The sequence below is a fragment of the Corynebacterium sp. NML98-0116 genome (assembly GCF_001767255.1).
GTDB lineage: Bacteria > Actinomycetota > Actinomycetes > Mycobacteriales > Mycobacteriaceae > Corynebacterium > Corynebacterium pseudogenitalium.
In genome coordinates this window covers 1,424,326-1,447,330 of record NZ_CP017639.1, presented here as the reverse complement: position 1 = coordinate 1,447,330, position 23,005 = coordinate 1,424,326, and the positions used below count along the sequence as shown (strand labels likewise).

The 23,005-nt window shown below is 59.3% G+C and carries 22 protein-coding genes and 1 riboswitch; of the genes, 15 read left to right on the top strand and 7 right to left on the bottom strand.

The features are described 5' to 3' along the window. Positions 1-45: 45 nt before the first annotated feature. The 3 genes from BJP05_RS06505 to BJP05_RS06495 are packed head-to-tail and all read right to left on the bottom strand — an operon-like array spanning position 46 to position 2,904. Positions 46-1,059: a hypothetical protein gene (locus BJP05_RS06505; RefSeq protein ID WP_145945253.1), complete on the bottom strand. Its 1,014-nt coding sequence runs from the start codon at positions 1,057-1,059 to the stop codon at positions 46-48. 37 nt (positions 1,060-1,096) lie between these two features. Beyond that, entirely contained in the window at positions 1,097-1,984 is an 888-nt protein-coding gene (locus BJP05_RS06500; protein WP_070362707.1) for a DMT family transporter, read from the bottom strand. Positions 1,985-1,995: 11 nt separating this feature from the next. Then, entirely contained in the window at positions 1,996-2,904 is a 909-nt protein-coding gene (locus tag BJP05_RS06495; protein WP_070362706.1) for a DUF808 domain-containing protein, read from the bottom strand. Positions 2,905-3,172: 268 nt separating this feature from the next. Between BJP05_RS06495 and BJP05_RS06490 the strand changes: the two genes are divergently transcribed. From BJP05_RS06490 to BJP05_RS06455, 8 genes are all read left to right on the top strand, one after another. Then, positions 3,173-4,780: an ABC transporter substrate-binding protein gene (locus BJP05_RS06490; RefSeq protein ID WP_070362705.1), complete on the top strand. Its 1,608-nt coding sequence runs from the start codon at positions 3,173-3,175 to the stop codon at positions 4,778-4,780. Positions 4,781-4,898: 118 nt separating this feature from the next. Continuing rightward, entirely contained in the window at positions 4,899-5,825 is a 927-nt protein-coding gene (locus tag BJP05_RS06485) for an ABC transporter permease (protein ID WP_070362704.1), read from the top strand. Continuing rightward, complete coding sequence (locus tag BJP05_RS06480) at positions 5,818-6,783, top strand: ABC transporter permease (protein ID WP_084028592.1); 966 nt, start codon at positions 5,818-5,820, stop codon at positions 6,781-6,783. Before BJP05_RS06485 ends, BJP05_RS06480 begins: the two co-directional genes overlap by 8 nt. Then, the gene (locus BJP05_RS06475) at positions 6,780-8,459 is read left to right on the top strand and encodes an ABC transporter ATP-binding protein (RefSeq protein WP_070362702.1); all 1,680 of its coding nucleotides are present in this window, start codon (positions 6,780-6,782) and stop codon (positions 8,457-8,459) included. Before BJP05_RS06480 ends, BJP05_RS06475 begins: the two co-directional genes overlap by 4 nt. 97 nt (positions 8,460-8,556) lie before the next feature. Then, positions 8,557-8,672: riboswitch (TPP riboswitch) on the top strand. Further along, on the top strand, positions 8,668-9,267 hold the full coding sequence (locus BJP05_RS06470; RefSeq protein WP_070362701.1) for an ECF transporter S component: 600 nt from the start codon (positions 8,668-8,670) through the stop codon (positions 9,265-9,267). It overlaps the preceding riboswitch by 5 nt. Before the next feature lie 5 nt (positions 9,268-9,272). Next, on the top strand, positions 9,273-10,631 hold the full coding sequence (locus BJP05_RS06465) for an ABC transporter ATP-binding protein (RefSeq protein ID WP_070362700.1): 1,359 nt from the start codon (positions 9,273-9,275) through the stop codon (positions 10,629-10,631). Continuing rightward, positions 10,628-11,389, top strand: coding sequence for an energy-coupling factor transporter transmembrane protein EcfT (locus BJP05_RS06460; RefSeq protein ID WP_070362699.1), 762 nt, complete (start codon positions 10,628-10,630; stop codon positions 11,387-11,389). Before BJP05_RS06465 ends, BJP05_RS06460 begins: the two co-directional genes overlap by 4 nt. 3 nt (positions 11,390-11,392) lie before the next feature. After that, on the top strand, positions 11,393-11,872 hold the full coding sequence (locus BJP05_RS06455) for a (d)CMP kinase (protein ID WP_070362698.1): 480 nt from the start codon (positions 11,393-11,395) through the stop codon (positions 11,870-11,872). Here the strand turns inward: BJP05_RS06455 and BJP05_RS06450 are convergent. Together BJP05_RS06450 and BJP05_RS06445 are read right to left on the bottom strand one after the other, a co-directional pair. Next, positions 11,869-12,405 carry a DUF402 domain-containing protein gene (locus BJP05_RS06450; protein ID WP_070362697.1) on the bottom strand — a complete coding sequence of 179 codons (537 nt, stop codon included), beginning with the start codon at positions 12,403-12,405 and terminating at the stop codon, positions 11,869-11,871. The two genes, BJP05_RS06455 and BJP05_RS06450, sit on opposite strands and share 4 nt — an antisense overlap. Before the next feature lie 7 nt (positions 12,406-12,412). Beyond that, on the bottom strand, positions 12,413-13,102 hold the full coding sequence (locus BJP05_RS06445; RefSeq protein WP_070362696.1) for a hypothetical protein: 690 nt from the start codon (positions 13,100-13,102) through the stop codon (positions 12,413-12,415). Positions 13,103-13,283: 181 nt separating this feature from the next. On the opposite strand from BJP05_RS06445, the gene typA reads away from it, so the two are divergent. The 7 genes from typA to BJP05_RS06410 are packed head-to-tail and all read left to right on the top strand — an operon-like array spanning position 13,284 to position 20,163. Then, positions 13,284-15,200, top strand: a complete 1,917-nt coding sequence (typA, locus tag BJP05_RS06440) for a translational GTPase TypA (RefSeq protein ID WP_070362695.1) — start codon at positions 13,284-13,286, stop codon at positions 15,198-15,200. Positions 15,201-15,230: 30 nt separating this feature from the next. Next, complete coding sequence (locus BJP05_RS06435; RefSeq protein WP_070362694.1) at positions 15,231-16,910, top strand: ABC transporter family substrate-binding protein; 1,680 nt, start codon at positions 15,231-15,233, stop codon at positions 16,908-16,910. Then, positions 16,894-17,769, top strand: coding sequence for an N-acetyl-1-D-myo-inositol-2-amino-2-deoxy-alpha-D-glucopyranoside deacetylase (mshB, locus tag BJP05_RS06430; protein WP_070362693.1), 876 nt, complete (start codon positions 16,894-16,896; stop codon positions 17,767-17,769). The genes BJP05_RS06435 and mshB overlap by 17 nt, the downstream gene beginning before the upstream one ends. After that, positions 17,766-18,143: a hypothetical protein gene (locus BJP05_RS06425; protein ID WP_070362692.1), complete on the top strand. Its 378-nt coding sequence runs from the start codon at positions 17,766-17,768 to the stop codon at positions 18,141-18,143. The genes mshB and BJP05_RS06425 overlap by 4 nt, the downstream gene beginning before the upstream one ends. Before the next feature lie 13 nt (positions 18,144-18,156). Further along, entirely contained in the window at positions 18,157-18,483 is a 327-nt protein-coding gene (gene fdxA / locus BJP05_RS06420; RefSeq protein ID WP_070362691.1) for a ferredoxin, read from the top strand. Positions 18,484-18,489: 6 nt separating this feature from the next. Then, positions 18,490-19,596 (top strand): succinyldiaminopimelate transaminase, encoded by a 1,107-nt coding sequence (gene dapC, locus BJP05_RS06415; RefSeq protein ID WP_070362690.1) that lies wholly within the window; start codon positions 18,490-18,492, stop codon positions 19,594-19,596. Between the two features lie 30 nt (positions 19,597-19,626). Beyond that, positions 19,627-20,163 carry a GtrA family protein gene (locus BJP05_RS06410; protein ID WP_070362689.1) on the top strand — a complete coding sequence of 179 codons (537 nt, stop codon included), beginning with the start codon at positions 19,627-19,629 and terminating at the stop codon, positions 20,161-20,163. Positions 20,164-20,176: 13 nt separating this feature from the next. Here BJP05_RS06410 and BJP05_RS06405 read toward each other — a convergent pair whose 3' ends face one another. Both BJP05_RS06405 and BJP05_RS06400 read right to left on the bottom strand, forming a co-directional pair. After that, on the bottom strand, positions 20,177-21,547 hold the full coding sequence (locus BJP05_RS06405; protein ID WP_070362688.1) for an amino acid permease: 1,371 nt from the start codon (positions 21,545-21,547) through the stop codon (positions 20,177-20,179). After that, positions 21,544-22,974, bottom strand: coding sequence for an amino acid permease (locus tag BJP05_RS06400; RefSeq protein WP_084028590.1), 1,431 nt, complete (start codon positions 22,972-22,974; stop codon positions 21,544-21,546). Before BJP05_RS06400 ends, BJP05_RS06405 begins: the two co-directional genes overlap by 4 nt. Positions 22,975-23,005: the final 31 nt, after the last annotated feature.

Genomic DNA, 23,005 nt, shown 5'->3' with positions numbered 1-23,005 from the left:
CCTCCTCGCAAATAGGTTCGGTTTCACTCCACAGCATAGCGCGCTTTAGGGCTTGCGGTGCCGGCCTGCGTCTTGGCTGCGGCGCCGCCGTGCTTTTTGAACCTCGGTCAGGTAATCGCCGTCGTCGCTGCTAGGGGGCTCAGCCGTAGCTGTCTCAGCAAGTATCGACGCCCCTTCGTCCTCCACGACGTCCATGTCCACCAGCGGTGCAGGCTCAGCACCCTGAGTGTTCGTTCTCGGCCGGGTAGGAACTGCGGCACGGGAACGGTCAACGGTGACAGCCCACGAGCCGTCGGGGAACTGAACCGTCTCGAATTGTTTCCCACCGTCCGGGCCAGAGTGCGTGAGGTCAGGCACGTGCAGCCACATCGGGTCTGCTGCGTCTGAATAATCAGCAATGTCGAGGGCCGCCATGCCATCCAAGAAAAATGCGCGGGCGACTATACATCCGTTGTCGGGCGAAGGGGCGTCGAGAAGCATGGCACGAACATCGTCAAGGTCAGCTGCCGAGACGCAGCCGAGCACGCGCTCACCCAACGTGACTACGACGTCGGCGTCACCCGCGGTTTGTAGTCCAACAAACCACTGGCCTGGCGCCAGGCTTGCGAGTTGCTCCGCGCTGAACTCGCCTCGCTCCGTATCGATGATCGCCATGTCACCGCTTGGCAGCACAAGGCAATCAGGACCCGCATTGTTGCGAGGGACAGCGAGCTGAGGCGGTGGCAAAATCACATCGACGGCGAACTTGCCGTGCTCAGCATCGAACTTCACCGCAGCCAACGTCATCGGCAGCAGCTGCGACTGATGAATTCGCTCCAAGTCGACGTAACGGGCGCGGTCGAATTGAGCAACCTCTCCAAGAACACCGGCGCCGAGCCTCCGTACCCGCCAGTTTTCCTCGACCGCGTTTGGCTCGAGCACTACCGGCACGTATGACGTGTGGCGCGTGCCGCCGAATTCAGCAAACAAAGGCGACTGCACGACGTCAATGACGGTCACCTCCTCGCCGGCGCCCCACGTCGATGGCGCAAGCGGGTACACGGGGAGAGAGAGTTCCACAGCGTCATACTCCTATCTGTATCCGAAAGTCACAACCTCATTGCTGCGGCCAGCGCCGCGGGGCCTGTTCAACAGGCGGCGGGGGAGCAGCGCCAAACCATGCGATTACAACACCCGCGACCGTGACACACAAGATACCTAACACCAGGTGGGGAGTGAGCACGTCACCGCGAAACGCCACGCCGAGAACCGTGCCCAGCACCGGCTCCATCGCGAACAACGTGCCGACGATCTGCGCCGATGTAAACCGCGCAGCCAGTGTGTCTGCCATATAGGGGATGACGACGCCAACGAAGCCCGCCAACGTCAGGAGCATCCAGCTATGCGCATCGAGCTTGACTGCATCATGGATTGAAAAAGGCAGCGTGAGCAGAGCTGCGATCGTGATTGCGATTGCAAGCTCTCCCATTCCACCCGAGGACTTGCCCACCTTTTCCGCGAAGATTGTGTAGAGCGCGCAGAACGCGGCGCCGCACAACGCGAACATCACCCCCAGGGGATTGAGCCCCGACGAAGGCCCAGCAATCAATGCAACCCCGGCGAGAGCAACCAGCGCCCACAGTCGAACCCACCACTGCCGAATACCAAAAAATGTCACGCAGCAGGGGCCCAAGAAATCGATAGTGATTGCAGCACCCAGGGGGATACGTGCGATAGCTGCGTACAAAAACTGATTCATCAGCGCGATCGACGCGCCGAAGATGAATGCTTGCTTCCACTGCTCTTTCGACATCTCACGGGGGTTCGGCCGAAAAAGTACGAGAAGAATAACGGCGCCCAGCAAGAAGCGCAGTGTTGAAATACTGACGGTACTAGCGACGACGAACAGGGAAGCAGCTAGCAATGCGGAGACCTGATTGCCCAGGGACCCAACGAAGATAAGGCCAATGGGGCGAACCAACGTACGGGTCGAGCGCGCTGCCATGGAACCTCCCCTTACCGGACGCGCCGAATCGCGGACACCACACCGACCACGATCAGGCCAACTACCAGGCCCGCGGTCAGAGAAATCCCAGTCTCCACGAACCAACCAAGGACACCGTTATGCACGGTGTTCACAGCGCGTTCGATCACCTCATGAATCACATGCAGTCCAAAGACCTCGTCGAGGCCACGAAGGATGAGGTGCCCGCCAACCCACAGCATCGCAACGGTGCCGATCACACCGATCGCCGAAAGCACAACGGGCATTGACTTCACCATCGCGCGCCCCAGCCCCGCTGCGCGATCGCGTTGGATCATCGCTCGGCCGATGTCATCGATCTTGACTAACAGCGCCACAGCGCCGTAGACCGCAAGGGTGATGAAAATGCCCACCGCAATGAGCACGGCAGCTTCCATCCAAATGGATTGATCCGCCACCTCGTCAAGGGAGATGATCATGATCTCCGCGCTCAAGATGAGGTCTGTTCGAATTGCGCTTTTCACGAGTGCATCTTCGTCCTGAGCAGTACGGTGTACGGCCGCATCTTCGTCAGCCTCAACATCACTGGTCAATTTGTGCACGATCTTCTCGGCGCCCTCGAAACATAAATATGTGCCACCAATCATCAAAATTGGCACCATTGCCCACGGCGCAAACGCGTTGAGCGCCAACGCGATCGGCAAAATGATGAGCAACTTGTTCCGTAGCGAACCTTTCGTGATCTTCCAGATCATTGGAAGTTCGCGCGCCGGGGTGACGCCGGAAACGTATTGGGGCGTGACGGCGGCGTCGTCGATGACGACACCTGCGGCTTTGGCAGACGTTTTCGCCGTGAGGGAAGCCACATCGTCTGCAGAAGAAGCTGCGGTTCTGGCGATGAGGGCGACGTCGTCAAAGAGGGCGAGGAGACCTCCGGCCATGTGTATTTCCCTTCCTAGGAATCGTTGCGGTGGGCGACCGAAAGTCTACACGGCGCTCTCTAGATACCTTTGTGCGCTCAAGGGCGAAGGAACTGTGAAAAGGCTGTCAGTAAGCACCCCCAAAAGTGTAGAACCATGTCAGAAACCTGAATTATTTACCATTGTCGCAATCTTATGTGGTGGAATAGAATGCATCTCATCGGGTGTGATGTAGTCCACTTGAATGAAGGTAATTGAAGCTAGCTAACAACAATCTGAAGGAGGCGCTGTGCGGACAGTAAAAGCTGCAGCGATCTTGGCGGTAGGAACCCTCACACTCGGATTGGCTGCGTGTGGTGGATCCGGCAACGATGAGGCTGCGAGCGGTCAGACTGAGTCGACCGGCGGCGACAACTATGTACTGGCATACGGCACCGAGCCACAGAACCCACTGATTCCGGGCAACACGAACGAGACTGGTGGCGGACGCATTATTGATGAGATCTTCTCGGGCCTCGTCTACTACGACACCGAGGGCAAGATCCACAACGACCTTGCAGAGTCCATCGACCTTGAGGGCGACACCCTCTACAAAGTCACGCTGAAAGACGGCGTGAAGTGGCAGGACGGAACTCCAGTTACGGCGAACGACTTTGTTGACGCATGGAACTACATCGTTGCGAATTCGCTGCTCGGCGAGAGCTTCTTTGAATCCATCAAGGGCTACGACCCAGAAGGCGTGCCAACCCTTGAGGGCCTCAACGTCATCGACGATAAGACCTTTACCATCGAGCTGAGCCAGCCTGAGGCGGATTTCCCAACCCGCCTTGGCTACTCCGCGTTCTTCCCAATGCACCCTTCGGCGTTCGAAGACATCGACGCCTACGGTGAGAACCCGATCTCCAACGGCCCATACAAGCTGGCGGAGTGGAACCACAACCAGGACGCAACCATCGTTCCGAATGAGGAGTACGCTGGCGACAAGAAGCCGCAGAACGATGGCGTGACTTTCGTCTTCTACGCACAGCAGGATGCTGCATATGCTGACCTGCTCGCGGGCAACCTGGACGTTCTCGACGCTATTCCAGATTCCGCATTCGCAAGCTACGAAACGGAATTGGGTGACCGCGCAGTAAACCAGCCTTCGGCAATCTTCCAGTCCTTCACCATTCCGGAGAACCTGGAGCACTTCAACGGTGAGGAAGGACAGCTGCGTCGTCAAGCTATCTCGATGGCGATCGACCGTGATGAAATCACGAAGACGATCTTCCAGGGCACCCGCACCCCGGCGACCGACTTCACCTCGCCAGTCATCCCTGGCCACTCTGATTCGCTCAACGGGGCAGAGGTACTCGAGTACAACCCAGAGGAAGCAAAGCGCCTGTGGGCTGAAGCAGACAAGATCAAACCATTCACCGGCGAGTTCTCCTTGTCCTACAACGCTGATGGCGGCCACCAGGCATGGGTCGATGCAGTTGCAAACTCCATCCGCAACACCCTTGGCATCGATGCAGTTGGCAACGCATACCCAGACTTCAAGTCCCTGCGTGATGACGTCACGAATAGGACCATCAAGGGCGCATTCCGTACCGGCTGGCAGGCAGACTACCCATCGCTGGGTAACTTCCTGAGCCCGCTGTACGCCTCCAATGGTGGTTCCAACGACGGTGACTACGCTAACCCTGAGGTGGACAACCTGCTGAAGGAAGCCGCTGCTGCGGGCGACGTCGAAGCCGCTACACCTATCTACAACAAGGTGCAGGAGCAGCTCCTGAAGGACTTGCCGGCAGTTCCGCTGTGGTACGCGAACGTCAACGGTGGCTCCTCGGAGAACGTTGAGAACGTCGCGTTCAACTGGAAGTCCGTTCCGGTGTACACGCAAATCACCAAGAAGTAACAAAACCCCTACGCTCTGACCCATCCCACCCCGCCTGCGTACAAGCATGCGGGGTGTTGGGTTTGGGTGCGTCCATAAGCTCATGTTCAAAACGAAGAATTAAGGAGAGCCTGCAACCATGTTGCGATATATCGGGCGACGGCTCCTTCAGATGATTCCCGTGTTCTTTGGGGCCACGCTGCTGCTCTATGCGCTGGTGTTCCTCATGCCCGGTGATCCTGTCCAGGCCCTCGGCGGCGATCGTGGCTTGACCGAGGCCGCGAGAGCGCGCATTGAAGCCGAATACAACCTCGATAAACCTTTCATCGTCCAGTACCTGCTCTATCTGAAGGGCATTATGGTTGGCGACTTCGGAAAGACATTCTCTGGCCAGCCCGTCGCCTCTGTGATGGCAAATGCGTTTCCGGTGACCATCAAGCTCGGCCTGATGGCACTCGCGTTTGAGGCGTTCTTCGGCATTCTCTTCGGATTCTTCGCAGGAATCCGCCGCGGTGGAATTTTTGATTCGACCGTGCTGGTTGTGTCCCTGTTCGTAATCGCAGTGCCGTCCTTTGTCATCGGCTTCGTGCTGCAGTACCTCGTGGGCGTGCGGTGGGGCTTGCTCCCCGTAACAGTGGGCAGGAATGAGTCTTTCATTGCCTTGTTGATGCCTGCCGTCGTGTTGGGTGCCTTATCGTGCGCGTACGTGATTCGATTGACCAGACAATCCATCAGCGATAACCTCCGCGCGGACTATGTGCGCACCGCACGTGCTAAGGGTCTGTCTAAGGGCACAGTGATGTCCCGCCACGTGCTGCGAAACTCCCTCATTCCAGTGGTGACGTTCTTGGGCGCTGACCTCGGCGCGCTCATGGGCGGTGCGATTGTGACAGAAGGCATCTTCGGCATCAACGGTGTCGGTGGCACGATCTACCAGGCCATCATTAAAGGTGAGCCCGCGACAGTCGTGTCCTTTACCACCGTGCTGGTGATCATCTACATCGTTGCCAACCTGATAGTTGACCTGCTCTACGCAGTACTTGACCCAAGGATCCGCTATGCATAACTCTCAAGATCTCACAGCAGCTGCCCGCGCTGGGCAGGAGTATTTCATCGCGGAAACGGACGAAACCGGACTCGGTGCTGTTGACGCAGTACAGGACGAGTCCGCTCCCACAAGTCAGTGGGGAGAGGCCTGGCGCGCGTTGCGACGCCGTCCTCTGTTTTGGGTATCCGCACTCCTGATTTTGTTCGCCATTCTGCTTGCCCTGGTGCCGGGCCTGTTTACTAGCGTGGACCCGCGTGAGTGCATGTTGTCTCGCTCACTTGGCGCGCCGGAGTCCGGTCACCCGTTTGGCTTTGACCGTCAAGGCTGCGACATTTACGCTCGCACAATTTATGGTGCGCGTGCATCGGTCACAGTCGGTGTGCTTACTACGATCGTCGTGACGGTCCTAGGTTCGCTGATCGGCGCGATCGCCGGTTTCTACGGCGGTATCTGGGACACCTTGCTGTCTCGCCTGACGGATATCTTCTTCGCTGTATCACTCGTGCTGGCAGCGATCGTGGTGATGTCCATGTTCCAGAACCAGCGCTCCATCTGGATGGTGGTGTTCGCGCTCTCTATGTTCGGTTGGACACAGATCGCGAGAATCGCGCGAGGCGCGGTGATGGGTGTGAAGAACGACGAGTTCGTCACCGCGGCACGCGCGCTCGGAGCGAGTGACGTGCGGATTATCTTCTCGCATATCTTGCCCAACGCGGCAGCACCGATCATTGTGTACGCCACCGTCGCGCTGGGTACGTTCATCGTCGCAGAGGCAACGCTGTCGTTCCTTGGCATCGGTTTGCCGACGACAGTCGTCTCGTGGGGCGGCGACATTTCTGCTGCACAGGCCTCCCTGAGGACCCAGCCCATGGTGCTGTTCTACCCTGCAATTGCTTTGGCACTGACAGTGCTGAGCTTCATCATGATGGGTGACGCCGTACGCGACGCCCTTGACCCTAAATCGAGGAAACGATGAGCGAGTTACAAGATCAACCGCTACTCGAGATAGCGGACCTGAAAGTTACATTCGAGTCGACTACCGGTGTTGTCGAAGCGGTGCGTGACTTTGACTTGACGGTGTACCCAGGTCAGTCGATCGCTATCGTGGGTGAGTCCGGATCGGGAAAGTCCACTGCAGCGATGTCCATCCTGGGATTGTTGCCCGGAACAGGCAAGGTCACCAATGGTTCCATCAAGCTCAACGGTGAAGAGCTCACCGAGCTTGATGAGAAGGGGTGGCAGAAGGTCCGGGGTAACAAAATAGGGCTTGTACCGCAGGACCCGATGAGCAACCTCAACCCAGTGTGGAGGATTGGCACACAGGTAGAGGAGTCCCTTCGCGCAAACCATGTGGTGGAGGGCTCTGAACGCCACGCGCGCGTCGTCCAACTGCTCGAGGAAGCGGGACTTCCAGAGGCCGAACGCCGCGCCAAACAGTACCCGCACGAGTTCTCGGGTGGTATGCGACAGCGTGCGCTCATCGCTATCGGTCTCGCGGCACGCCCAGAGTTGTTGATTGCCGACGAGCCAACATCCGCGTTGGATGTGACGGTGCAGAAGAAGATTCTCGACCACCTGGAGACGCTGACGGAGGAACTCGGCACAGCGCTGCTGTTCATCACGCACGACTTGGGACTGGCCGCCGAGCGCGCGGATCACCTGCTAGTCATGCACCGCGGACGCATCGTTGAGAAGGGGCCGAGCCTGCAGATTCTGCGCAACCCGCAGCACCCGTACACGAAGCGCCTCGTTACTGCCGCACCTTCCTTGGCATCCGCTCGTATCCAGAGCGCGAAAGCTCAGGGCATTGAGTCAAGCGAGGAACTCGCCTCGGGTCACCACGACTCCGAAGAAGTGGTGCTGAGCGTGCAGAACTTGGTGAAAGAGTTCGACGTCCGCGGGCAGAAGGGCAAGCAAAAGGTGCTTCGTGCTGTAGACGACGTCACGTTCGACGTTCGCCGCGGCACGACGCTTGCGCTCGTCGGTGAGTCCGGCTCCGGTAAGTCCACGGTGGCGAACATGGCGCTTCGCCTCTTGGAGCCAACGAGTGGCCGTGTCTTGTTTGAAGGACAAGATATCGCGAAGCTCAAGGGGCGCGAGTTGTTTGAAATGCGCCGCAAGATGCAGGTGGTGTTCCAGAATCCATATGGTTCGCTGGACCCGATGTATTCCATTTACCGCTGCATTGAGGAACCGTTGACGCTGCACAAGGTCGGTAGCCGAAAGGAGCGCGAGGCGCGAGTCGCCGAGTTGCTTGATTTGGTGCAGATGCCGCGATCGGCGATGCGTCGATACCCGAATGAGCTATCCGGTGGCCAGCGCCAGCGCATCGCAATTGCACGCGCGATGGCATTGGGTCCGGAAGTGATTGTCCTCGACGAGGCTGTTTCGGCGTTGGACGTGCTCGTTCAAAACCAGATTCTCCAGTTGCTGACTCAGCTGCAGGAGGAGATGCGCCTTTCATATCTGTTCATCACTCACGACCTAGCGGTGGTTCGCCAGACTGCTGATGACATTGTGGTGATGCGGCAGGGTAAGGCAGTGGAGCAGGGCCGGGCCGATGACATCTTCGATAACCCTCAGGATCCGTACACACAGAACCTGATTAATTCGGTGCCTGGCCTCAACATTGAATTGGGAGTAGGAGAGTAGGTCCCACCTGCTGATTTGTTACGTGCGCTACGCCACAATCGCAGCGATGAATACTGCGATTGTGGCGTAGCGTTTAGGGAATGTACAGTATTGTCACAACTTCATACACGGGTGTCTTCGTTGGAGAGAAAAGCGAAGGCTGAGATGCACAAGCGAACCGTTGAACCTGATCCGGGTAATGCCGGCGTTTAGGAAGGAATGTAAGCGTATGAATACGCGTGGAAGCCATTCGTGGCGTGTCATTGATATTGTTACTGCAGCCGTTTTGGGGGTGGCATGCGGGCTCATTTTTTGGATGTGGAACAGCGTCGGGTACGCAGGATTTAAGGCCTTTGATGCGCTCACCCCGGGTCTTGGTGGCCTGTTCACCGGTATCTGGTTCCTCGGTGGCACGCTTGGTGGGTTGGTAATTCGCAAGCCTGGCGCTGCGGTGTTCGTGGAAGTGCTGGCGGCGTCTGTGTCCGCGGTCATCGGAAGCCAGTGGGGGATCGAGACGCTGTATTCAGGATTGGCACAGGGTCTCGGTGCAGAGATCGTGTTCCTGATCTTCGCCTACAAGAAGTTTTCGACGACTGTGGCGGTGCTTGCCGGTATGGGCAGCGCAGTGGGCGCGTTCGTGCTTGAGCTGTTCCTGTCTGCCAACTTCGCGATGGGCCTGGCGTTCAACGTGATTTACCTCAGCTGCATGCTGGTATCGGGCGCGTTGCTTGCTGGTATTGTTGCAAAACTCTTGGTTGATGCTCTGGCTAAGACTGGTGCGCTTGACCGCTTCGGTGCAGGACGCGAGCGGTTCCAACAGGAGGTGTAGCCTCGGTGGCTACGGGGGACCAGGTCATCCAGGCACAGGGCCTGGGCTATAAACACGCGACTCGCCCGAAGCCTGCGTTTACCGGGGTGGACTTGACCGTCTCTCGTGGGGAGCGCGTGCTGCTCACGGGAGACTCTGGCGCTGGCAAGTCAACGCTGCTTGCCGTTTTAGCTGGGTTGGCGGCAGATGGTGAGGAAGGCCAAGTTCTTGGCTCCGTGAGTGTCAACGGCACGGTTGGCATGGTGATGCAGGACCCAGAGGCACAAACGATTTTGACTCGCGTTGGCGACGACGTTGCGTTTGGTGCCGAGAATATGGGGATTCCGCCAGAGGAAATCTGGCCCCGTGTGCGAGCTGCGCTGGATGCAGTGGGCCTGGATGTGCCGTTGGACCACAACACCGCGCACCTTTCTGGTGGGCAGAAGCAGCGACTCACATTGGCGGGAGTATTGGCCATGGGCGCTGACATCATTCTGCTGGATGAGCCGACGGCAAACCTTGACCCGGAAGGGCGCGACGATGTTGTGCGGGCAGTCGATGCCGTGTGTCGCCGCACAGGGGCGACCTTGATTGTGGTGGAGCACCGACCTGCACACTGGGTAGGCTTCGTGGACACGTTCTACCACCTCACCGCGGATGGGCTACAGCGCAGCGGCCCGGATCAGCTCCCAATGCCACCGCAGTTGCCGCCAGCGTTGAAGGTCCCTGCCAGCGCGGTAAGCGCGCTGCGTACTGAGAATCTCCGGGTTGCATTCGGTTCACCCCGCAACATCGCGGTACCAGAGGGCTTTTCTACCGTGATTACAGGCAAGAACGGTGTTGGAAAGACGACGCTAGTGCAAGCGCTCGCTGGGCTCGTCGCGCCACTCAGTGGCACTTTGGAGTACTCGCCGCGGATTCGAAGCGGGCTGACTACACCGTCGCACCGCTGGAAGTCGAAGGACTTGGCCCAACGGATTGGCTATGTGTTCCAGGAACCGGAGCATCAGTTCGTGACCGCGAATGTGCGCGATGAAGTTGCGTTGTCGGGTGCGTCGGCACACCGCGTCGATGAGCTGTTGCAACGACTGAAGCTTGAACACGTAGTAGCAGCAAATCCCTTTACACTTTCAGGAGGAGAGAAGCGCAGGCTTTCGGTAGCGACTGCGCTAGTGAATGCCCCTGAGCTCCTCATTCTTGATGAGCCGACCTTTGGGCAGGATGACAAAACCTTTGTAGAGGTAGTTTCGTTGATCCGTGAGTTGGCCGACGAGGGGAAAACCATCATCTCAATTACTCACGATGAGGCCTTCGTCAGTTCGTTGGGCGACCATATGGAGGAGCTGCGCAACGAGATGAATGCGGAAGGCGGGGTGCGGGAATGAACGTGCTCAATGGGGTGAATCCGGTAACGCGGATTCTGGGATTGGCGTTGCTGACTACACCGCTTATGGTGACGATCGATTGGGTTTCTGCAGTTGTCGCCATTGCGTTTACGCTGGCAGTCGTGCCGCTGTGCGGGCTGTCATTTAGGACGTTTTTCAAACGCGCGTTACCAATTCTTGTTGTTGCCCCGCTCGCGGGTATCCCGATGGCGCTATACGGCCAGTCAGGTGGGGAAACCTACCTTGAGTGGGGTCTCATCCATGTGACGGAGCTGTCCATTTCGCTCGCATTATCAATGGTGCTTCGCGTGTTTGCCATTGCGCTGCCCGTCATTGTGTTGTCTGCGCACGTGGATCCAACGGATCTTGGCGATGGGCTGTCCCAGGTGTTGAAGCTGCCAGAGCGCTTCGTTCTGGGATCAGTCGCTGCGTTTCGTATGTTGACGCTGCTTCGTGAGGATGTTGAGGCGATGCGAATGGCGCGCCGTGCCCGTGGCATTGCTGATACGGGACGCGTGAAGTATTGGTTTTCGTTGGCCTTCGGCTTGCTGGTGATGTCTCTGCGCAGGGCAGGCAAGCTTGCTACCGCGATGGAGGCTCGCGCATTCGGCGGCCCGCAAAAGCGTACGTGGGCTCGAGAGTCGCGGCTTACCAGGCGCGATTGGGTTGTCATGGTTGTATGCATCGCTGTCGCGTGCGTCGCGCTGGGGCTTTCAGTTGCCACTGGGTACTTCCGGCCAGTGTGGAGCGTCTCGTAGCTCATGGCTTACACACTGCTTATCGACGGCCCCTCCGGCGCCGGCAAAACCACATTGGCTGAACAAATTGGTGCTGCGCTCAGCGTTCGAGTGGTGCATTGCGATGAGTTTTATCCTGGCTGGAGCGGGCTTGAAGAAGGATCCAGAATTGTGGAGCGGGATGTACTTTCGCTCAATGAGCCGGGATACTGGCGTTGGGACTGGGAGTGTCAACGCCGCGGGGAGTGGGTCAGCCTTGACCCAGAAGGCGACCTTATTATTGAGGGCGTTGGTGCAGTGACCGAGGCGTCGATCGCGGCGGCGCGGGCGCGTGGCTGTGTGAACACGCTGTGGGTAGAGGCGGCAGAGTCGCTGCGTCGTTCGCGGGCGTTGCAGCGTGACCCAGGGTATGCGCCGTTTTGGGATATGTGGGCGGCCCAGGAGCAGGAGCACAGAGCTAGGCGAGGTGCCGTTTACTTCGACGTGACTATTGAGCGGCGTTAGTCAGCCGGGGTGAGCGTGACGCGCTCTGCCCAAGTGAGGTCGATGCCGAGGCTGGAGAGCCACCGCATCGCGTCGTCGCCGTGGCGGGTAATTCCCTCGACGGCGTTGAGGGTCACTTCCATGGCGCGTTCAGCTTCTTCTGCAGTGATAAGCCCTGCGGACGTCGCCGCGGCAAGCTCGTCGATGTCAAGGACTTCGATCGGACGTCCGGTCAGGGACACTAGGTCGACGTAGAGGTCGCGCGTCTGCCAGACGCCATCTGTTTCGGTGATATCTGCGACGTCGAAGTAGAAATCTTGTTGTACATCGATGCCTTGGCGGAAGTGGAAGATGTTTGCGCGGAGACCAAGCGATGGAAGCAGCCAGCTTTCCAAGTATCCAAACCGTGGGTGGTTTGCGCCTCGGGCCATGTAGAGGCCGAAGTTGGTCGTCGTGAAGACATCCACCTGGCGCAGGAACCCCTTCGGATCGGTGTTGACCTTCGCGGAGATGTCGAAGGTTTCCTGCTTCACTGGATGAAGATCGACGGTCATAGGCTGGCTACCTTACGTTGAACTGTGCTGCTGTTGGGGCGAAGTGACAGACATTGTTTTCGGTGCGCGCGGCACCATTGATCACTGCGAGGACTTTGCCGGGCCCTGTTTTTGCGGTTGCGGACAGGGTGGTTGGTCCTGTTGGGTTTATCTGATTATTCGCAAGCGGCGTTACACCGGTCTTGCCCGAGTTGAGGTTGATCCAGTACGCGTTCATGAGGCCTTGACGCTCTGCCGCTGGTGGAGTACCGAGGGCGGTAAACACGAATGTGGCTTCCCCAGCTTTGGCGCCTGGGGCTGGTGCGGGTGCGGGTCCAGGTACAACGAGTGCGGAGGCCGTGGAGTGCAGGCCTGGACCGATGCAGTTACTAGAGACCGTCGGCCAGTAGAACTGCGTAAACGCCGGTGCGTCTTTTGGCAGTGGCGGGCCGCCAAGTTCGCCTGTACCGGCGAAGAAGTTTACGGCGGTGCGCAGTGCGTTAGCTACCTGTGGCGGTACGAAGGGCTGATCTGCGAATTGGTTGACGCGAGCAACGGTGTTGTTCGTGGGGCGTCCGAGTCCATCAACCGCGGATGAGAGAGATGACGGGATGCTGGGCTGTTGAGCGCTCGCGAGTGGTGCAGTAACGAGGGCGCACGCAGCGCAGAGCGTAGTAAGGCGGATCGCGGCGCGACGCGTGAAGTGGGAGGGGCGCACGTGGTGACCTAACTTTCCTTCGCATGACAGGTAGGGTGGCCGTCGAAAAGCCATAACCCTAGTCACAATAGTCACTTTTGTAACAGGGTCAAGTGGGGAGCGGGCTACAAGGTGCATGTTTTGTGCTTTGCGAGTAGCATTTAACCGTTATTTCCACCTATGCGAAGGAGCACCGGTTTCAGTGTCGCATCCTGAATTTCGAAACGTAGCGATTGTCGCTCACGTTGACCACGGCAAGACTACATTGGTCAACGCAATGCTGGAGCAGTCCGGCGTATTCTCTGACCACGGCGAACACGGTGACCGCGTGATGGATTCCGGCGAGCTCGAGTCCGAGCGTGGCATCACCATTTTGGCGAAGAATACCGCTATCCGCCGCAAGGGGAAGGGCAAGAACGGTACAGACCTTGTTATTAATGTGATCGATACGCCGGGTCACGCCGACTTCGGTGGTGAGGTCGAGCGTGGCCTGTCCATGGTTGACGGCGTTGTCTTGCTTATCGACGCCTCCGAAGGCCCGCTGCCGCAGACTCGTTTCGTGCTGGGCAAGGCGTTGGAAGCGAAGAAGCCGGTCATCATCTGCGTAAATAAGACCGACCGCCCGGATGCCCGCATTGACGAAGTCGTTGAAGAGGCCCAGGACCTGCTGCTCGAGCTTGGTGCGGGGCTGGAGGATCCGGAGGCAGCAGAGGCCGCGGAGAACCTGCTCGAGCTCCCTGTGCTGTACACGTCGGGTCGCGCTGGCCGGGCTTCGCTCGAGAACCCAGGCAACGGTAATCTGCCTGACAATGATGATCTGCTCCCGTTGTTCAACGTCATCTACGACGTGCTGCCGGAGCCTTCCGCTGAGATCGATGCACCGCTGCAGGCGCAGGTCACGAACCTTGACTCCTCTTCGTTCCTGGGCCGTATCGCGCTGATTCGCGTGTACAAGGGCACCGTCAAGAAGGGCGACACTGTTGCTTGGGTGCACTATGACGCCGAGGGTGAGCAGCACGTGAAGAACGTGAAGATTGCCGAGCTGCTGGTCACCGAGGGGCTCGACCGAGTTCCGGCGAAGGACGGCGTCGTCGCGGGTGACATCGCTGCAGTGTCGGGCATCGACGAAATCATGATTGGTGACACGCTGTGCGACGTCGACCACATTGAGCCGCTCGAACGCATCAAGATTGACGATCCCGCAATTTCTATGACGATCGGTGTGAACACCTCGCCGATGGCTGGGCGCAACGGTGGCGATAAGCTGACCGCCCGCATGGTCAAGGCGCGCCTGGACCAGGAGCTCATCGGTAACGTCTCCATCAAGGTGTTGCCGACCGAGCGTCCGGACACCTGGGAAGTGCAAGGTCGCGGCGAGATGGCCCTGACCGTGCTGATTGAAACGATGCGTCGTGAAGGCTTTGAGCTGACCGTTGGTAAGCCGCAGGTCGTGACCAAGGAGATCGACGGCAAGGTGTACGAGCCGTACGACCACATGGTTATCGACGTCCCCTCCGAACACCAGGGTGCTGTTACCCAGCTGATGGCGGCCCGCAAGGGCCAGATGACGGCGATGGGCAACACGGGCTCCGGCGATTGGGTTCGCATGGAGTTCGACGTTCCGGCTCGTGGCCTGATTGGCTTCCGCACGACGTTCCTGACCGAGACCCGTGGCGCTGGCATTGCGAACTCCTACTCGATTGAGCACCGCCCATGGGCGGGCGAGATCAAGGGCCGTCCGACCGGTTCGCTGGTCGCTGACCGCTCTGGCCAGGTCACCGCGTACGCGCTGACGCAGCTCGCGGACCGTGGCGATTTCTTCGTGGAGCCTGGTGCAGAGACCTACGAGGGAATGGTCGTTGGTGCGAACAACCGTGATGAGGATATGGACATCAACATCACGAAGGAAAAGAAGCTGACGAACATGCGCTCCGCAACCGCCGACGCGACCGTCACGTTGGCGAAGGCCCGTACGCTGTCCTTGGATGAGGCAATTGAGTTCTGCGACGAGGATGAGTGCGTTGAGGTCGCTCCGGAGGCGATGCGAGTGCGCAAGATCATTCTCGACTCCACGGAGCGTGGCCGTGCCCGTTCACGTGCAAAGCAGCGCAATAAGTAGTTACGCACTGGTGCGGTAGTATTTACTGCGATGAATCCGCACATCTTTTCAGCGCCACGTCGCTCGCGATCACTGCGAGTCGGCGTGGCGCTGTTTGCGTGCTCTGGCGTGGTTGCGCTTTCTGCATGCGCCGCGTCGCCTGGTCCGCCGCCTCTCGTTGATCCGAACGATGTTGCTGCTCGTGAGATGTATGAGCAAGAGGATTCCACGACTACTTCCGCTCGACCGGAGGGCAAGACTCGCGTGCGCTCCCAGGTGGAGGTTGGTGTGGATTCGCTCCGAAACGGGCTGAACCCGCACCTTATCGCTGATGAATCTGCGGTTGTGAAGAGTGTGGCGAATCTGGTGCTTCCCAGCGCATTTCATGATGGGGTGAGAAATTCCGCACTGCTCAATGGGGCGACGGTGCTCTCAGAATCGCCCCGTGCAATGACGGTGCGCTACATCATTCGCGAGACCGCGCAATGGTCTGATGGCACGCCGGTGACCGGTGCGGACTTTGTGTACCTGTGGCGGGGGATGCGGGACACGCCAGGAGTGCGAAACCCGGCCGGGTATCGCGCGATCGATGCCGTGCGTGTCAGTGGCGCGACGGGCAAGGTCGTCGACGTTGACTTCGCTGAGCCTGTCGCGGATTGGCGTGGCCTTTTCGACCACTTGCTGCCGGCGCATGTGTTCGCAGCCGACGGCTCTGATTTCGGGGTGGCGCTGCGCGACACGATTCCGGTTTCTGCTGGCCGGTACATGGTGCGCGGGGTAGACCGCGGTCGTGGAACGATTACGCTGAACCGCAATGATAGGTTTTGGGCGGCTAATCCTGCCAAGATAGATATTTTGACGCTGCACGCGGTACGCGGGACCACCCAGATTGCAGATCAGCTGCGCACGGGCCAACTCGTGTTTGTGGATCGAGTTCCTAGCGAGACGACCGGGCGCGTGCTCAGCCTGGTACCGGGTGTGCAGACGCGGGTGCTCGATACGCCACGGGTGCTAGGCGCTGTGCTTTCTGCGACGTCTGGGATGTCGCCTGAGGTTCGTTCGGAGCTTCGTTCGCTGATCGACGTTCCGCTGCTTGCAAGCATTGCGTTGGACCGCACGGCTGATGTTTCGGTTGCAAAGCACGGTCAAGTGAGCACGCATGAGCCGCACGCGGTGTATCAACACGTTGCGGCTCACGGTGCGATACGCATTGGTGCCGATCTTGCAGATCCTGCAGCGGTAGCAGCGGCTCGATCGATGGCGGACATGCTGCACGATCGTGGAGTGTCGGCACGAGTTGTCGCGACGGATTTCGGTTCGCTGATTCGCTCAGGTCTCGAGGAAAATACCGTTGATGTTTTGGTGGCGTGGCAACACGATCCGGAAAATTTGCCGGATGCTGCGAGTCGCTTGGACTGCGTCGCGGGCGCCCCTCGTGCAGGCAACCTCGCCGGTTTTTGTGAACCTCAGTCGGTGGGGCTTGCGAAAGAAATCTTGGCCGGTTCGTACGGGCTTAAGCAGGCCACCGAGGCGGTCAATGAGGTGCTCGAGCAAGAGGCACTATGGATGCCGATTGCGCGCGAGCGTCGTATTATCGCCCTCGGGGAGGGCATCATCGGGGCGGATGCAGATTTGAATAACTGGAAAGCAGGCTTATCGACGGCCGCTTCGTGGCGCCTGCAACCGAAACGAAACGAAGGAGATCGGATTAATCATGCACAACTCCCGTGACCTACAGGGCTACCGGGTGCTCGCCGTGCACGCGCACCCCGACGACGAGTCCATCACCATGGCAGGAACGCTGTTTGACCTCGCGCGACGCGGCGCGGACGTACTAGTGGTGACCTGCACGTTAGGGGAGGAAGGCGAGGTCATTGGAGAGCCATATCAACTGCTGACGAATGACCATGGTGATCAGCTAGGCGGGTTCCGCATTGCGGAGCTGCACGGCGCGCTCCAGGCAATAGGTGTTCGTGGCGAGTTTCTCGGCGGAGCAGGATGTTTCCGTGACAGTGGGATGGCGGGGTCGGAGGCCAGCAAGAACCCACGTGCATTTGTCAATAGCGGGCGTCGCGCAGTCGACGCGTTGCTGGAAGTACTGCGCCGGGAGCGTCCACACCTCGTTTTGACCTACGGCCCCGACGGTGGGTACGGGCACCCGGATCATATTCGTGCGCACGAGATCGTGCACGAGGCCGCTGAGGAGTTTGATATCCCGCGCATCCTGTGGGCAGTGCGCAAGAGGGAGGAAACCGACGCGCTTTTGCCTGAGGTCGCGCCTGAAGGCTGGCGCTTGCCAAAGCCTGGCGAGCTCGACGGCGTGGACAGCGTCGATGTTTCGGTGCGCCTGGACGGTGAGGCGTACAGCGCCAAGATCGCTGCGATGGCGGCGCATGCGACACAAATCTGGGTTGCGGACGGGCGGACCAGCGCGACGAACCCGCACGCGGTGCTGGGCAAGGGGCCAGTGATGTACTACGCGCTGTCCAACTTGATTGTGCAGCCGATTCAGCCGTGGGAGCATTTCCAACTGGGCGGTGGCGAAGCGGTCGTCGATACGTCGGATGTGCTCAGCGGACTTGAGCGATGACTGAAACCCGTTGCAAGGCGGACATTGCCCGCGGCGAGAAAGCAGCAGGTCTCATCTGGCTTTCTGTCGGCGCGCTCATTTCACTTTTGTTAGAAGCTGTCAACTTGGACACACGTATTGTTGGAATCGCGGTGCCGTTTACGGTAGTCATCGCTGCGCTCTTTAATGCGGTGCTCACGAAGACTGCGGCGCTGTGGTCAGATCATCTGCTGGTCAAGCTCGTTCCACTCGTTGTTTGGGTGGTAGGTTTCTTTGTTCTGCTTATTGCTCTCCCGGCGCGGGGAGCGGTCGTGCTCCCCGCGAGCCCGCTGACGTTGCTGCTCCTTTTTGCGGGTTTGGGTGGGGGCGTTTGGCCCCTTTTCGGTCGAAAGTGACATACTGGAACGCATGACTTATGTGATTGCTCAACCATGCGTGGACGTAATGGACCGCAGCTGCGTCGAAGAATGCCCAGTCGACTGCATCTATGAGGGCAAGCGCATGCTCTACATTCACCCAGACGAGTGCGTCGACTGCGGTGCATGTGAGCCAGCTTGCCCGGTAGAGGCCATCTTTTACGAGGATGACACCCCGGAGGAATGGGCCGAGTACTACGACGCAAACGTCGGCTTTTTCGACGAGCTCGGATCGCCAGGCGGGGCGACAAAGCTTGGACCACAGGATTTCGACCACCCATTCGTGGAGGCGCTGCCACCGCAGAACCAGGACGGTTAAACCTGCATGAGCACGCACTATCGCGCCGGCTTAGGGGAGCAGTTACCGGAGTTCCCTTGGGATACCATCCTCGATGTCAAGCAGAAGGCAGCCAGCTATCCCGGCGGACTCATTGACCTCTCGGTCGGGACACCGGTAGATTCAGTCGACCCTTCCATCCAGCTTGCCCTGGCTGAGCATGCCGCTGCGCCTGGCTACCCGCCGACGCAGGGGTCGGCGGAACTACGCCAAGCGATTGCCGACTCGCTGGAGCGCCGATACAACATTCAGGACCTGCACACAGACGCTGTGCTTCCCGTCATCGGCACAAAGGAGGCTGTCGCGTGGCTTCCAACCCTGCTCAACCTGCGCGGTGGCATAGTGGTGATCCCGGAGATCGCGTACCCAACCTACGAGGTGGCCGCGATCATAGCGGGATGCAAGGTCGTGCGATCTGACGTTCCAGTCGATGGTGCGTCCCTAGTATTCTTAAACACCCCGAGCAACCCAACCGGTCGCGTCCTCTCCGCAGAGGAGATGCGCGTATGGGTTGACTACGCGCGGGACACCGGCGCGATCATCGTTTCAGATGAGTGCTATATGGGTCTGGCGTGGGACGAAGAGCGTGCGCCAGTATCTTTGCTTGACCCGGCGGTCAGCGGTGGTGACAACACCAACCTCTTGGTCTTGCATTCGCTGTCAAAGACATCGAATATGGCCTCCTACAGAGTCGGTTTCATCGCTGGTGACGAGAAGCTGGTGCAAGAACTTCTGCTGTTGCGCAAGCACACCGGAATGATGGTGCCAGGACCAATCCAAGCAGCAACGCTGGCTGCACTCCGCGACGATCAGCACGAAACACTCCAGCGGCTTCGCTACGCCAACCGTCGGGTGACACTCTTGCGCGCGCTGCTCGCGGCAGGGTGCAGCGTTGAGCATTCCGAGGCCGGGCTGTACCTGTGGACACGCAGGGAAGGCGCAGATGCCCGCCAGACGCTCGACTGGTTCGCGCAGCGTGGAATCCTCGTTGCGCCAGGGGACTTTTACGGCCCTGGCGGCTCGCAGCATGTTCGAGTTGGCCTCACGGCTTCCGACGAGGCCATCGCTGAGGCCGCACAGCGACTCTCGGAGTAACACGTGACCACTCCAACAGAGCATCGTGGGATGCGTGCGCTTCGAAGCCTGCGCGAGTTTTTGCGCTTCGGCATTGTGGGAGGCTCCGGCGTCCTGGTCAATCTTTTGGTGTTCTACCTCACCAAGAAAGCGATCGAAGTCGGCTTCAATCTGCATGAGGGCGACATCTTCTTCAACCTTTTCGGCACCCGCTTTAACGTCCGCTGGTATCACGTGCTTGCTACCGTGGCGTTTCTCGTGGCGAACACATGGAACTACCAGCTCAACAGGTCGTGGACCTTCCGGGGCCCGCAGCGGCGTTCGTGGATCCGCGGGTTTTTCCCGTTCCTCACCACCGGCGTGATGGCATTCGTTGTTTCGCTGGTGTTCTTGACGTTGTTTATGAACCCGAACTCCCCAATTGGTTTGCCGGACAGCATTTTCGACGACTCCACCGGTCTTCGCACGAAGTCCTACTGGTCGCAGGGCCTGGCGACGCTGATCGCGACACCGGTGAACTACATCATTAATAAAATTTGGACGTTTTCGAAGCCGAAAACAGCTCCGAAAACGTCCGCGTCTTCCTAGTTGTGCTTGCCCGTTAGACGCTTTCCTTGGATGGGCGCACCAGGAAAGATGCGCCGATCAATACCGCGGAGACGATGAGGACCGCGATAATTTGGCCTCTGGTGGAGGCGTCGAAAAGCATGAGGATGGTGAGTCCCACGAGGGCAATCAGCGTTGCCCACGGAACCCAGGTCGCTCCGCGTACCTGCACTGCGGAGTTCTTGATCTGCGGGTGCAGTCGGATGTAGCTCAGCGTGATCATTACCCACGTGACCATGAGGCAGCCACCGACGGCGTTCATGAGGAAGTCGAGCAGCCCTGGTGGGTTCCACCACTGCAAGCCGACTGCGGCGAAGGCGAAGAACATCGACACCAATACGGAGTTCATTGGGACGGCGTTCTTGTTCGTGGCGCGAAGCCAGCGCGGCGCGTCGCCTTCGAGCGCCTGTTGGTAGGCGAGGCGAGACGTGCCGTAAATCTGGGCATTGAACGCGGAGAGCAACGCCAGCACGATGACGGCCTCCATGAACCCGACCACGCCTGGGATGTTTGCCATGCTGAGCACCTGGGTAAATGGTGAATCTGCTGCGGAGTCGGCACCGTCGATTTGAGCATATGGGATCAGCAAGATGATGACGATGATGCTTCCGATGTAGAAGAGCGCGATGCGCCAGATAATGGAGTTGACCGCGCGCTTGACGGCCTGTGCGGGGTTCTCCGACTCTGCCGCCGCGATGGTGACAACCTCGATACCGCCGAAGGCGAACGCCACGGCGAGCAGCCCAGCGGCGACGCCGGCGAAGCCGTTCGGCATGAAGCCCGACTCCCGGACGTTGTCCAGGCCGACGAAGTCGTGGCCGGGGAGGATGCCGAGGAAGAGCGCGGCGCCGATGGCCAAGAAGAGGATAATGACGGCGACCTTAATCATGGCGAACCAGTACTCAAACTCGCCAAAGCCTTTCACCTGCGCGAGGTTGATGACAGCGAAGAATACCACTGTGACCAGCGCTGGAACCCATTGGGGGACGCCAAACCAGCCAGACATAATTGCGGCTGCGCCGGTGATCTCGGCGCCACCAACCATGATGAGGAGGAACCAGTAGAGCCAGCCCAACAGGAAGCCGGCCCAGTGGCCGAACGCCTGGCGCCCGTACGTCGCGAACGAGCCGGAAGACGGGCGGGCTGCAGCCATCTCGCCGAGCATGCGCATAACCGAGATAACAATCAGGCCTGCGATCGCGTATGCGACCAAGATGGCGGGGCCTGCGGCCCGGATGCCGACGCCTACTCCGAGGAAGAGACCGGCGCCTACCGCCATGCCCAGACCCATCAGGGTCAGGTGACGCGATTTGAGGCCGGTGCCCAGCGTGGCGTCGTCGGATTCAGTGTTGCGTTGAGTTGTCATCGGATGTTCCTCTCGGCGGCGTCCTTAGCGCGTTGTTGGAAAGTGTCGGTGCGGGTCCAGAGGACACCAGCGATTGAAATGATGCCCACGACGACTGCTACCGCGAACATTTGGAAGCGGCCGTCAGGGTTGGTCAGCATGAGCACCACGATGGCTCCCGCCAGTACAACCGTTGCCCACGGCAAGACTCCTGGAGCCCACATGCGAACGTGCGTGATCTCGTTGCGCTTCACTAGCTGCGGGTGAATGCGCATGAACGAGAATGTGATGGCGAACCACAACACGATCAGGCAGCCGCCTACCGCGTTGAGCAGGAATGCGAGCAGCCCAGGGGGATTCCAGTACTGTAGTGCGACAGCTACGAAGCCGAAGAACACGGAGAGCACGACGGCGCGCATCGGTACGCCGCGGTGGTCGGTGCGTGCGAAAGCCTCGGGGGCGTCGCCGCGCAGGGCCAGGTTGTGGAGGAACCTGGAAGAACCGTAGATCTGTGTGTTGCACGCGGAGAGCAGCGCGATGACGATGACGGCTTCCATAATGCCTACCGCGCCCGGAATGTTTGCCAAGTGCAGCACGGCGGTAAACGGGGACTCGGAAGCGTCGTTCGCCCCACCGATGTCTTCGTATGGCAGCAGCAAGACGATGAGCAACACGGATCCGATGTAGAAGATGCCGATTCTCCAGATGATGGAGCGGATCGCGGAGTGCACGGCAACCTCGGGGTCTTCGGATTCGGCCGCCGCGATGGTGACCAGCTCAATACCGCCGAATGCGAACGCAACTGCGAGCAGTGCCGTGGCGACGCCACCCCAGCCGTTCGGCATGAACCCGAACTCGGCAATGTTCGTTGTGCCGACGAACGACGTTCCCGGCAGGAGCCCCAGCCACAACGCCACGCCGAGGGCGAGGAAGAGACAAATCACGGTGACCTTAATCAGGGCAAACCAGAACTCGAATTCGCCGAGGTTTCGCACTGCGGCGAAGTTAATCGCCGTGAAGATAACAATCGCTGTCAGCGCCGGGATCCACGGAGACACCGCGAGCCATGATGCGATGATGGCGGAAGCGCCGGTGATCTCGACGGCCATGATCATGATCATCATGAACCAGTAGAGCCAGCCGATGGCAAAGCCTGCCCACGGACCGAAGGCCTGTTCCGCGTAGGTAGAAAACGTGCCCGAAGAAGGGCGCGCGGCAACCATCTCCGCGAGCATCTGCATGATGCACACGGTGATTGCGCCAGCGATCATGTACGCAATGATGACAGCGGGGCCTGCTGCGGCGATACCCACACCAGTGCCAAGGAAGAGCCCGGCGCCAATTGCTGAGCCGAGGCCCATCATGGTCAGGTGCCGGGTCTTCAGTCCGCGCTGTAACGATGTCGACGCCCGAGTTGGGGTAACAACCGGTGAAGCTTTCAAAGACATGGCAATTACCTTAAACACTCATGTACTTTCA